Origin of the sequence: Sphingomonas sp. (assembly GCF_019242355.1) — a bacterium.
Taxonomy (GTDB): Bacteria; Pseudomonadota; Alphaproteobacteria; order Sphingomonadales; family Sphingomonadaceae; genus Sphingomicrobium.
Genome location: NZ_JAFAVR010000268.1, coordinates 1 through 11,060, shown reverse-complemented (window position 1 = coordinate 11,060; position 11,060 = coordinate 1). Strand labels below are relative to the sequence as shown.

The following is an 11,060-nucleotide window of genomic DNA, read 5'->3' as shown; positions in this document are numbered from 1 at the left end:
CCTTGGTCACTACGTAAGCCAAGCCCCGCGCAGGCCGGTCCAGCAGGTGTGGATGCGACCAAAATCTACGCTGCCATTGGATCGTGTGCGAAATGCGGCAGTTTTGGCCTTCATGAGCGACATCACCCTACTCGGGGTGGCAACGTTCGCTCACGGAGGCGCGCTAACAAATCCTGGTGTCCAGTCGAGCAGCATCAGCCATGTGATGTGGTTCCACCGCCCTTGCCCGCTTGACAATTGGCTGTTGTATTCGCAGGACAGTCCGAGTTCACAGAACGCCCTTGGCCTCGCTCGTGGCAGCATCTATGGGTCTGAAGGTGTTCTGATCGCAACGGTCCTCCAGGAGGGCTTACTGCGGTTCCCGGCCATTTGATGGACGGACCAGGTCACGCGAGCACACTCCACGGAGGGGTGTTGGTCCCGCGACTAAGCGGTCGCGCCGCCATCGATGACCAAGCTTGACCCGGTCATGAACCCCGCTTCGTCCGAGGCTAGGAATACCACCGCCGCCGCGATGTCTACCGGTGTCGCGACACGCTTAATCGGAAGCGACGTCGCGATGGCCTGCCGAGCTGTCTCAACGGCCGCTGGATCATCCGTGCCGGTCCTGCGATACTGCATGGCCATCTCCGTTTCCACGGCATGGGGATGCACAGAATTGACCCTGATGCGATACCCCTTATTGCCGAACTCAATTGCTATAGACTTGGTAAACGTTGTGATTCCGCCTTTGGTCATTGAGTATAAAGGATCTATGGACGAGCCTCTGAGGCCCGCTATCGAAGACATGTTTATAATTACGCTACCTTGAGGGCTGGTCTTTGCTCGCTCTCGCAGCGCAGCGAGCGCAAGCTTGGTACCTATCACGGTTCCCGTGAGATTGACTGAGCAAATATTCTGCCAATCCAAAAGGGACGCTTCTTCGCATCCCTTAGCTAAGTAGAGACCGGCGTTGTTGACGAGCACATCGAGACCTCCATAGCGACTGACAGCCGCCCCTATAGCGGCGGCCCATTCTTCTTCTCGGGTTACATCTAAATGGACGAAGAAAGCATTACCTCCGTCGCGAGTTATTTCTGCGGCGACTGCTTCGCCAGCGTCATCATGAATGTCGGCGACTACTACGCACGCACCTTCTTGCGCTATGTATTTTGCTGTCGCTCCACCGATACCGCCCGCAGCGCCAGTGACCAATGCAACTTTACTCTCAAGTCGTTTCATTAACGCGCTCCTACGGAAGATGGTTAGCCTACGTTGATCCGGACGGGTCAATGGCAGCAGGGAGGCGATGACCTAAGTGCGCGGTCGCGACGGGCTGAGGGCACGGACGGCGACACTGCACCAGTTAGGGCCAACCAAGTCGCACACTCGCCGCGATGTCGTCATGGAGCTCCCGTCATGTCTGCCACCGACTTGCTCGATAATGTGGGCGTCGTTGTCAGCGGCCGCGGACGAACCGTCGTAGCCGCGCAGAGCGGGGTCGACGCAGGTCCCAACGTCGGCGGCTTGGCCCGGCAGGGCGCCGCGCTCATCCCGAGGAGGACAGAACGTCTCTTGATTGCTCGATCGGACCTCCAATCAGATGGCGTTAGGTCGTGGGCATTCGCACTCTATGTCACCGAGACGCTTGCAGGCAGGGGCCTAATTCCGCATGCAGCCTGAAGCAAAACTTCACAGCGACACCGTTTGCAGCAAACGACACTCTTGCAGGGGCGCTTTTGCAAACGCTCTCTGGAGCCGCCCGATGCCAACCTGTTCGAAGGCGTCTTCTCCAAGATGACGCGCTCCGCGCCACATCCGCGTCCGACGTTCCCGTCCATGAAGGCCAGCTCGTCCATCAGGGCGACTCCTCTTCCGTCTAGACGACCGCCAATTCGAAATCGCCCTGCAAGCCGCGAAAGCCGACCTCGCCCAATCCGCTCTCCAGCTCGAAGCCATGAAGCGCGACTTCGTCACCGGCGTCGATGCCGCGCAGCCCGGCCTCTACCTCGCCGCCAGCACCGCCGCCTCCTGCATGCAATGGATCGGGACTAAGGCCCGAGTGGAGGCTCGACATCCCTGGGACTGACTGCCGTCGCGCGCGTGATCCGCAGCCATCGCGCTGACCAGACCGGCCGGCCACTCAGCCGGGAGGAGTGCCCTTTGGTTAGAAAGTGGCTATCTTCCGGCCATGAGTAATGCTGACCGTGTGGCCCTCGTGACCGGCGCGGCGCGTGGCCTCGGCGCCGCGATCGCCCGGCGGCTGGCTTCGGCCGGGCATCCGGTCGTGCTCGCGGATGTGCTCGACCTCGTCGGCGAGACGGCGGCCTCAATCGCCGCGGACGGGCAGCGGACACGGGCCATTCGCCTGGACGTCGCCGACGAGGCGGCAGTGGGCGCGCTGCCGGAGATGCTTGGTGAGTGGTGGCCCAACTTAGGCGTGCTGGTGAACAACGCCGGAATCTCGCCGAAGGTGAACGGCCGCAAGCGCATGGTCGAGGACACGCCTCTCGAGGAATGGCGCCGTGTGCTGGACGTCAACCTGACCGGCCCGTTCCTGCTCTCCCGCGCCGCGATCCCCGTGCTCAAGCGGCGTGGCTGGGGTCGGATCGTGATGGTGACGAGCCAGGCCGCACGCATGCCGAGCAGCATCACCGGCGCCTACTACGGGGCCTCAAAGGCCGGCTTGATCGGGTTCGCCCGCAACCTGGCCGCCGAGCTCGGGCCATACGGCGTCACCGTCAACAGCGTCGCTCCCGGGCGGATCCGGAGCGACATGGTCGCCGGCGCCGCACCCGGCCTGAACGAAGCCTTCCTTGCCCGGATCCCGCTGGGCCGCTTGGGCGAGCCGGAAGATGTGGCGGAAGTCGTGAACTTCCTTGCATCGGATGCGGCAGCCTACCTGACCGGCGCGACAGTCGACGTCGGCGGGGGCAGCTACATGCCGTAGGGCCCGGTCGCACTTGTTGGGTCCCGAATACAGCCGCAGAACCGCTCACCAGCAAAGCTCCGCCGTGCTGCGCCTGACATGACGCAATCATTCGAACAAGCCGCCAACTTCAACGCCGACGAAGGTCTACTGCGTCGTGCCGCGTCATCCACCCAACGGTCGCACCAGGTCGGCGCTGGCAGACCCTGTATCAGGGACGCCCGGGATGTTCCGAAAGTTGCAGACATACGCAACGCATGGAGCCACCGTGATGCAGGACGTTATCATTCACAGTAACTCGATCCTTCGGAAGGTATCGGTCCGCGTTCGCGAGGCTCAGCCGGATTTAGCGGTCCTGAGCAGCGAGTGCTCTAAGTGAGAGATGTCGTCCTTCAGAACCGCCAGCCAGGACCGGACATCGTCGTGGGTAGCTTCCTTGCTCAACAAAGGTCGCTGGATCATCGACACGGCCAGATCCGCGATGTCCTTCGCCACCTGTTCCTCACTTAACCGGCCCTCGGGTTTGAACCACTGTATGGTCCAGTTGCACATTCCAAAGATCGAGAGAGTTGTCACGGTCGGGTCCACGACACGGAACCGACCCGCGTCGATCCCGGCGCGGATCACATGCGAGAAGGCTTGCAGCAGTTCGCGCCTTCCTTGGCGCTGAATGTCTCGGGCACGCTGCGGAAGGTCCTGCTCGTCGCGACTCAACACGGCGAAATGCTGGGGGTGCCGCAGGATCCAGAGCGCGTAAGCGGTCACGATGGTCCGCAGCTTCTCACCCGGGTCCGTCGAATGCGCGGCATCGATCAGCAGCGTCTTGCGGATGCTCTTCAGCGTGATCTCTTCGACAAGGCTTTCGAGAATTTCCTCTTTATTGCGGAAATGATAGTATAACGCTGGCCGCGTAAGACCAACGGCGTCGGCGATCTCCTGCATGCTGGTCGCCGCAAAGCCCCGCTCCCGGAAGAGCGCTGCAGCAGCCGCTACGATCGGCTCCTTCATCCCGTTCTTGGACGCTGACCGGCGCGGCTCGTCCGTTCCTGATTTCCGAACGGACTCGCCGCTTACATCCCCCTCGCGCGCGCTCTTCACCTCTGAATTTCCCATCTCGGTTGCTGTCTCATGTCGTCCGAACGCAGCATCCTCACAAAAGCGACAAAAATTCTACACCAGCGTTGACAACCCTGACACAGATGTATAAATACCTGACGAACACGTAAGACGGAGGGATGCGCCGATGGTTACCCCGAAACTGACCCCGCTCTCGCCCAGGCTTGCCGGCGTCGACCACACGGCGCACCCGACTTGGAAGCTGAAAGAGACGGTCGAGTTCTACCGCGACGTGATGGGATTGCCTCTCATCCACGCGATCACGGCCAAGGGCTGGGGGCGCGAGAAGGAGCAGCACGCCGACTTCCTGCACATCTTTTTCGACAGCGGCAACGGCAGCTCGATCGCCTTCTTCTACTACATCGGCACCGAGCAGCCGGAGAACCTGAAGGTGCCGCGCGGCTACATGTCTATGGCGAACCACACAGCCTGGGCCGTGGAGACCCCGGAGGACCTGGCAGCCTGGAAGGAGCGGCTGCGCTCCTTCGGCGTGCAGGTTAGCGACGAGGTTCGGCACGAGACGATCGAATCGATCTACTTCCGTGACCCCAACTTCTACCCGATCGAGATCACCTTGCCTTTGCGCAAGCTGGACCGGATCGACGCATCCGATGCCGCGCTGACTGTGCAGGCGGCCATGGAACTCGAGACGGCGGGCAGCTGGAACTCCATCGACGCCATGTGGAAGCGCAAGGCGGAACTCGTCCAGGCCCGGATGGACGAAGCGTCGCACGCGGCCTGAGATCGAGGGAGGAAACGCAATGCCCAGCCTTTATGTTCTTGACGTCCCCGAGTTCAAGCCGCTGGTCGACGTCGCACTCAAGAACGGTGAGTTCAACGTGGTTGGCCCTGCAGCCGGCTACTACCGCGTGTCCACCGAAGGACAGCTCCGCATCAAGCGCGCCGACACCGGACTGACGGAAGCTTTGTGGTTCGGCGCCTTCACCGCCGGCTACGACGGCAAGGAGTTGGTGATCGACAAGGACCAGTTCTGGATCGGTCCGTGGCCAAACGGGACCGCCTCGTCGGAATAGCACCAACATCCGGGGGCTGCACGCAGCCGCCCAGCCGAACATCAGCGCCGGGCTTCAACCCGGTAGGGAGGGATTTTTATGAGCAGCACGCTCACCGGAGACGCGCGTCCGCGCGCCGAGGCGGCGCAGTCAGAGGCGACAGCCGGCTTCCTCAACACCGACTGGAGCCCGCGCGACGTGCCGGCCGGGACGGTTACCCGCAACGTCGTGCTTCGGACGGCCGATGGGGCTGCGACCACCGGGTCGCTGTACCTGCCTCCCGGCAAGGCGGCCGATACCGTTGTCTGCGTGATGCATCCGCGCGAGTTCATGGCCTGCCATTACCTCGTACCGGACGTGCTCGCCGCGGGCTGCGCCGCATGGTCGCAATCACCGCGCTCAGTCGGCAACGACCTCCGTCTCGAGCACGAGACGGCCCTGTTCGACGTGGCAGCCGGCCTGAACTTCCTGCGCGAGCAGGGCAACTTCCGCAATGTCGTGCTGCTCGGCAATTCCGGCGGCGCCAGCCTCTACTGCTTCTACAATCAGCAAGCGTCGCTGCCTTCGGTGGAGCGGATCGCCAAGACTCCGGGCGGCCGCCCGACGCGGCTGGCCCAACTCGCCATGCCCGCTATCGACGGCATGGTACTGGTCGCGCCGCATCCCGGCCAAGGCATGCTGCTGATGGGCTGCATCGATCCCTCCGTCGTTGACGAGGCCGATCCGTTGTCGGTCGATCCCAGCCTCGACCCGCTGAACCCGGTCAACGGCTTCTCCGAGCCACCAGCGACTTCGCAGTACGCGCCCGACTTCCTCGAGCGGTATCGCGCAGCCCAGCGTGCGCGTGTGGGCCGCCTGGACGAGGTGGCGCGGAGCATGATCGAGCGGCGGCTCCATGCTCGGCGGAAGGGCAAGGAGACGGGTAATGCGGATCTCCGCCGACAGGGCGCATACACCGGGGTAATGTCCGTTTGGCGCACAGACGCCGATCCGCGCTGCTTCGACCTGTCGATTGATCCATCCGACCGCAAATACGGCACGCTCTGGGGTCGCGACCCATTGACGTCGAACTACGGCGCCGTCGGGTTCGCTCGGTTCTGCACCCCCGAAGCCTGGCTTTCGACTTGGTCTGGCCTGTCCTCGAATGCGGCCCTGCATAAGACGGCACCCTCGATCCAGGTCCCGGCCCTGCTCGTCGAATACACGGGCGACGTATCCACCTTCCCGGCGACGCTGCGTGACATCTACGAGAGCATCGGCACCCCGGACAAACGGCATGTCCGCATCCGCGGCGACCACCACGGCCGTGCTCTCGAGGCGGAGGAGGAGCCGGGTCGGTACATCGCCGGACGGACGATCCGGGGCTGGCTCGGCGAAAAATTTCCGAACTGACCACTGCTTTAGCGTCCAAAACCCCTAACGGAGGGAACAGTCTCGTGCCCGGCATCCTGCACCCCATCGAGGGCGTGACGTATTGCGATCCCGAGCTCGCCGCCAACTACGTCCGCGACGGTGGTTGGATCGACATGACCGTCGGCCAGGCGCTGGCGACGACCACCGAGCGCTTTCCGGGTAAGAATGCGTTCGTCAGCGACGAGCGGACTGTAACGTTCAGCGAACTGAACGAGCAGACGGATCGGCTGGGCGCCGCCCTTCTGGATATCGGCTTTCGGCCTGGTGACCGGGCAATTTTCCAGATGGGCACCACGATCGAGACAGTGATCGCGCTCCTCGCCAGCTACAAAATCGGGCTGGTGCCCGTCTGCGCGGTCCCACAATACCGCGAAGTCGAGATCAACCAGCTCGTCAAGCTGTCGCAGGCGCGCGGCTACTTCGTCCAGGGTGACCCTGGCAGCTTCGACCTCGTCGCCTTCGCCGAGGCGATGATCGGCGCACACGACAGCCTCGAATTGCTGGTCATCGCCCGAGCCCGGCAGGCGCGCGCAAGTCAGGCGATGGAAGAGCTCATCGCGCGTACGCCGCTCGATGTCGCCCGCGCACGGCTGCGCGATGTGCAGATCGGCTCGGGGGACGTGTTGAGCTTCCAGCTTTCCGGTGGAACGACCGGGATCCCTAAGATCATCCCCCGCTTCCACGCCGAGTATCTCGGCCACACCAAAGCCTGCTTACGGCAATACGGCATGACGCCGGACAGCAAGCTGATCTGGACCCTGCCGATCATCCACAATGCCGGCCAGCTCTATGCGCTGATCTCCGTCGTCCTCACCGGCATGACGACGGTCCTGATGCCGAAGGTCGACATCCGCCGCATGCTGGAGTTGATCGAGGAGCAGCGGGTGACCCACGCAATCTCGATTGGGCCGGTCTCGCCACAGATCATCGCCTACGAGGGCACGAAAGACCACGACCTCTCCTCCCTCCGCCTGTTCGCGACCATGAGCCGCGCGGACAGCCTAGAGGCGCATATTCGTGTGCCCTGCGCCAACCTCTACGGCACGACGGAGGGGCTGCTGCTCTGCAACCCGCCTGAGGCGCCGGCTGCGGCCCGCCACTATACGCAGGGCGCCTCGGGCTGTCCGCTGGACGAGATCCGCTTGCTCGATCCCGCCTCGGAAACGCCAGTGGAACCGGGCGAGATGGGAGAGCTCTGCTTTCGCGGCCCGTCCAGCTTGCGTGGCTACTTCGGCGCACCGGAGGCGAACGCGACGGCCTTCACCTCGGACGGCTTCTTTCGCACCGGCGACATGATGGTCGCCGAAGTCATCGAGGGCCGCACGTACTACGCCTTCCGAGGCCGGCTACGGGACAACATCAACCGCGGCGGCGAGAAGATCGGCTGCGAGGAGGTAGAAGCCTTCGTCAGCCAGCATCCCGCCGTTTCGGACGCCAAGCTCGTCGCCATGCCGGACCCGATCTATGGCGAAAAGGGCTGCGTCTTCCTGGTCCTGCGACCCGGGCAGGACGCTCCCACGCTGCCCGAGTTGGTTCGGTTCCTGGTGGAGCAGGGGCTGGCGAAGTTCAAGTGCCCCGAGCGGATCGAGGTCGTCGACTCCTTCCCAGTGACGCGCGTCGGCAAGCTCGACAAGCCGGCGCTGCGAGCGATGGTCGCCGACATGCTGAGGCGTGAGGAAAGCGAGCGATCCCGCCTCGAAGGCGTGCAGCAATGACCGCCACCGAGAGCGTGGTGAGCGAGGCTCCCTTCATCGTCCGGCGCACGGTCAAATGGGGTGACTGCGACCCGGCAGGTGTCGTCTACACGGTCACGTTCGGCGAGTACGTCATCTCGGCAGCGAACCTGTTCTACAACCACCTGCTCGGCGCCCGGTCGGCTGACTTCAAGCGGGCGCACGGCTTTCGGACTCCGACGCGCGCCCTGGAGTTCGACTTCCGCCGGGCGCTCTGGCCGGACGAGGTGTTCGAAATGACCGTATCGGTTCACGAAATCCGTTCCCGTACTTACGTACTGGAGGTTATGGGTCGCATGGCCACGGTCGGCGAGGATGTGTTCCGCGCCATGCTTACACCCGTGTGCATAGCCCGAGACGAGCGCCGCGCAGTCGACATCCCGGTCCCGTTCCGGACCGCCTTGGAGCGGCACCGAGACACGTGCCGCGCCGTGCCTGCGGCAACCTAGCTGCTATCGGAAGAAGGAGGAACGCATGGGTCAGAGCACTTACCGCATCGGCCAGATCGTGCCGAGCTCGAACACGACGATGGAGACCGAGATCCCGGCGACGCTCCGCGCGCGGGAGGCCATCCGTCCCGAGCGGTTCACGTTCCACTCGAGCCGGATGCGGATGCACAAGGTGACGCGGGAGGAGCTGGAGGCGATGAACCGCGAAGGCCTCCGCTGCGCCGCCGAACTGGCCGACGCCCGCGTCGACGTCATGAGCACCGCCTGCCTGGTCGCGATCATGGCGATGGGTCTCGGCTACCACCGCGAGGTCGAGAACGAGCTGACGCGCATCGCCCGAGAGAACCATTGCGACGCTCCGGTCATGACCTCGGCAGGCGCGCTGGTCGAAGGGCTGAAGATCATGGGCGCCAAGAAGGTCTCACTGCTGGCGCCCTACGTGTGTGCGCTCACCGACCTGGTCGTGAAATACATCGAAAACGAGGGCATCGAGGTAATCGACGCGGTCTCGTTCGAGATCCCCGACAACCTCGAAGTCGGCCGGCGCGACCCGGCGCTGCTGCTGGAGGACGTGAAGCGGCTGAACACCGCAAACGCGGACGCCGTCGTGCTGTCCGCCTGCGTCCAGATGCAGTCGCTGCCGTCGATCCAGGCCGTGGAAGACCGGCTCGGGCTCCCGGTCACGTCGACTTCGGTCTGCACCACCCGCCGGATGCTCGACAAGCTCGCGCTCGAAGCCGTCTTGCCCAAGGCCGGCGCGCTACTCTCCGGCCGCTATCCTGGCGAGCGTGATCCCGCGCCCGTGACCGGCGAACTCGCGGTCGCGGCCGCCCACGCGGACGGCTGACAGCAGAGATGATCGGCAAGCTTGGCCACCATGCAAATCGGGGAACGACGATGAAGATTGCAGTGATCGGCGGCGGACCTGGCGGTCTCTACTTCGCCTACCTCATGAAGAAGCACGACCCCAGCCACCACCTCACCGTGTACGAGCAGAATGCGGCCGGCGCGACCTACGGCTGGGGGGTGGTGTTCTCGGACATCGCGCTATCCTTCCTGCGCGAGGCCGACGAGGAGTTCTACAAAGAGTTCACCGCGCGTCACGAGCGCTGCGACTACATGGAGGTCGTTCACAAGGGCGTCCACGTCCAGCTTGGCAACAACCACTTCTCCCGGACGGCGCGGATCGACCTGCTGAACATTCTGCAGGGCGCTTGCCGCCGGATCGGCGTGGACCTGTGCTTCGAGCAGCGCATCACGGACCTGTCGGCCCTCTCCGGCGCCGACATCATCGTCGCCGCCGACGGCGCCAACAGCCACGTCCGCAGCCTGTACGCGGAGGCATTCCGGCCCTCCGTCGAGCAGCGCCGAAACAAGTTCGCCTGGTACGGGACGCACCAGCTCTTCCACCCCGTATCGCTGATCTTCCGCGAGACGCAGCACGGCATCTTCATCGCGCATTCCTACCAGTATAGCCGGGACCTCAGCACGTTCCTGGTCGAGGTCGATCCCGAGACGTGGCAGCGCGCCGGGCTGGACCGCAAGTCCGAAGAGGAGAGTCGCCATTTCTGCGGGGAGGTGTTCCGCCCCGAGCTCGGCAGCAACGAGCTCCTGTCGAACCGGTCGCCGTGGTTCCAGGCCAGCATCGTGCGCAACGAGAATTGGACGCACAGGAACATCGTTTTGTTAGGTGACGCCTGCCGTTCCGTGCACTTTTCGCTGGGGTCGGGAACGCGCATGGCGCTGCAGGACGCGATCGCGCTGCACGATGGTCTGGTCCAGAACGGGAACGACGTGGCGGCCGCCTTCCGGTACTACGAGGCCGTCCGCAGGCCGGCGACGTCAAACTTCCAGAGCGCCGCGGACAAGAGCCTCGACTGGTACGAGAACGTCTCGCGGAAGATGCACCTGGACCCCGTCATGTTCGCCTACGACTACATGCGCCGCACCGGCCGTGTCAGCCACGACGCGCTGCGTGAGCGGGATCCGCGGTTCATCGCTGCCTACGAGGCCGCCAGCCAGGCCGCTGCCTGACTTGGTTGCCACCCCACGCCTGACTGTTCCCGAGCAGCGCGGTCGCAGACCGGCAAGCTGAGGATCGCCGAAGAAGTCACGAAGGAAGGACTCCGTGCTGAACGTCTCCGATCTGATCGACCGTGCCCGCCTCGGACCGACGCAGGTGCTGGTCGTGGCGCTCTGCGCCCTATGCATGGTCGTCGACGGGTTCGACGTGCAGGCCATGGGGTACATTGCTCCGGCCCTCGTCAGGGACTGGGGCATACAGAAGGCCGAGCTCGGTCCGGTGTTTGGCGCCGGCCTGCACGACATCACCATTGTTTCGCTTGCGCTGAGTTTCGAGGCCGACCTAGTCGGCCGCAAGCAGGTCCTGATCGCGGCATTGGTCTTCCTGTCGATCTGCATGCTCGCG

At 63.9% G+C, this 11,060-nt stretch carries 11 protein-coding genes and 2 pseudogenes; 10 read left to right on the top strand and 3 right to left on the bottom strand.

Annotation, left to right across the window (positions count from 1 at the left end; all coding sequences use genetic code 11):
* Positions 1 to 373 (top strand): annotated as a pseudogene (locus JOZ79_RS14170) (acyl-CoA thioesterase II); the annotation flags it as partial.
* 53 nt (positions 374 to 426) lie between these two features.
* Here the strand turns inward: JOZ79_RS14170 and JOZ79_RS12845 are convergent.
* Positions 427 to 1,221: a glucose 1-dehydrogenase gene (locus JOZ79_RS12845; RefSeq protein ID WP_294074846.1), complete on the bottom strand. Its 795-nt coding sequence runs from the start codon at positions 1,219 to 1,221 to the stop codon at positions 427 to 429.
* Positions 1,222 to 1,858: 637 nt separating this feature from the next.
* A complete protein-coding gene (locus JOZ79_RS12840; RefSeq protein WP_294074843.1) occupies positions 1,859 to 2,056 on the bottom strand; it encodes a hypothetical protein in 198 nt (65 codons plus the stop codon).
* Between the two features lie 132 nt (positions 2,057 to 2,188).
* Here JOZ79_RS12840 and JOZ79_RS12835 point away from each other — a divergent pair, with 132 nt between their 5' ends.
* Positions 2,189 to 2,929, top strand: a complete 741-nt coding sequence (locus tag JOZ79_RS12835; protein WP_294074841.1) for an SDR family NAD(P)-dependent oxidoreductase — start codon at positions 2,189 to 2,191, stop codon at positions 2,927 to 2,929.
* Positions 2,930 to 3,244: 315 nt separating this feature from the next.
* Here JOZ79_RS12835 and JOZ79_RS12830 read toward each other — a convergent pair whose 3' ends face one another.
* Positions 3,245 to 3,916: a TetR/AcrR family transcriptional regulator gene (locus JOZ79_RS12830; protein WP_294074839.1), complete on the bottom strand. Its 672-nt coding sequence runs from the start codon at positions 3,914 to 3,916 to the stop codon at positions 3,245 to 3,247.
* Positions 3,917 to 4,151: 235 nt separating this feature from the next.
* On the opposite strand from JOZ79_RS12830, the gene JOZ79_RS12825 reads away from it, so the two are divergent.
* The 8 genes and pseudogenes from JOZ79_RS12825 to JOZ79_RS12790 form a co-directional block, all read left to right on the top strand.
* Complete coding sequence (locus JOZ79_RS12825) at positions 4,152 to 4,766, top strand: VOC family protein (protein WP_294074836.1); 615 nt, start codon at positions 4,152 to 4,154, stop codon at positions 4,764 to 4,766.
* A 19-nt stretch (positions 4,767 to 4,785) separates the two neighbouring features.
* Positions 4,786 to 5,058, top strand: a complete 273-nt coding sequence (locus JOZ79_RS12820; RefSeq protein ID WP_294074833.1) for a hypothetical protein — start codon at positions 4,786 to 4,788, stop codon at positions 5,056 to 5,058.
* Positions 5,059 to 5,136: 78 nt separating this feature from the next.
* On the top strand, positions 5,137 to 6,429 hold the full coding sequence (locus tag JOZ79_RS12815; protein WP_294074831.1) for a hypothetical protein: 1,293 nt from the start codon (positions 5,137 to 5,139) through the stop codon (positions 6,427 to 6,429).
* A 44-nt stretch (positions 6,430 to 6,473) separates the two neighbouring features.
* Entirely contained in the window at positions 6,474 to 8,165 is a 1,692-nt protein-coding gene (locus tag JOZ79_RS12810) for an AMP-binding protein (RefSeq protein ID WP_294074829.1), read from the top strand.
* Positions 8,162 to 8,632, top strand: a complete 471-nt coding sequence (locus tag JOZ79_RS12805) for an acyl-CoA thioesterase (RefSeq protein ID WP_294074827.1) — start codon at positions 8,162 to 8,164, stop codon at positions 8,630 to 8,632. Before JOZ79_RS12810 ends, JOZ79_RS12805 begins: the two co-directional genes overlap by 4 nt.
* A 25-nt stretch (positions 8,633 to 8,657) precedes the next feature.
* Complete coding sequence (locus JOZ79_RS12800; RefSeq protein ID WP_294074824.1) at positions 8,658 to 9,479, top strand: Asp/Glu racemase; 822 nt, start codon at positions 8,658 to 8,660, stop codon at positions 9,477 to 9,479.
* A gap of 8 nt (positions 9,480 to 9,487) precedes the next feature.
* The gene (locus JOZ79_RS12795; protein ID WP_294074822.1) at positions 9,488 to 10,666 is read left to right on the top strand and encodes an FAD-dependent monooxygenase; all 1,179 of its coding nucleotides are present in this window, start codon (positions 9,488 to 9,490) and stop codon (positions 10,664 to 10,666) included.
* Between the two features lie 94 nt (positions 10,667 to 10,760).
* Positions 10,761 to 11,060 (top strand): annotated as a pseudogene (locus JOZ79_RS12790) (MFS transporter); the annotation flags it as partial.

Excerpts from the sequence above, each read along its gene's own strand:
- JOZ79_RS12845 (WP_294074846.1), bottom strand. The coding sequence starts at position 1,221 with ATGAAACGACTTGAGAGTAAAGTTGCATTGGTCACTGGCGCTGCGGGC.
- JOZ79_RS12840 (WP_294074843.1), bottom strand. The coding sequence starts at position 2,056 with ATGTCGAGCCTCCACTCGGGCCTTAGTCCCGATCCATTGCATGCAGGA.
- JOZ79_RS12830 (WP_294074839.1), bottom strand. The coding sequence starts at position 3,916 with ATGAAGGAGCCGATCGTAGCGGCTGCTGCAGCGCTCTTCCGGGAGCGG.
- JOZ79_RS12825 (WP_294074836.1), top strand. The coding sequence starts at position 4,152 with ATGGTTACCCCGAAACTGACCCCGCTCTCGCCCAGGCTTGCCGGCGTC.
- JOZ79_RS12820 (WP_294074833.1), top strand. The coding sequence starts at position 4,786 with ATGCCCAGCCTTTATGTTCTTGACGTCCCCGAGTTCAAGCCGCTGGTC.
- JOZ79_RS12815 (WP_294074831.1), top strand. The coding sequence starts at position 5,137 with ATGAGCAGCACGCTCACCGGAGACGCGCGTCCGCGCGCCGAGGCGGCG.
- JOZ79_RS12805 (WP_294074827.1), top strand. The coding sequence starts at position 8,162 with ATGACCGCCACCGAGAGCGTGGTGAGCGAGGCTCCCTTCATCGTCCGG.
- JOZ79_RS12800 (WP_294074824.1), top strand. The coding sequence starts at position 8,658 with ATGGGTCAGAGCACTTACCGCATCGGCCAGATCGTGCCGAGCTCGAAC.
- JOZ79_RS12795 (WP_294074822.1), top strand. The coding sequence starts at position 9,488 with ATGATCGGCAAGCTTGGCCACCATGCAAATCGGGGAACGACGATGAAG.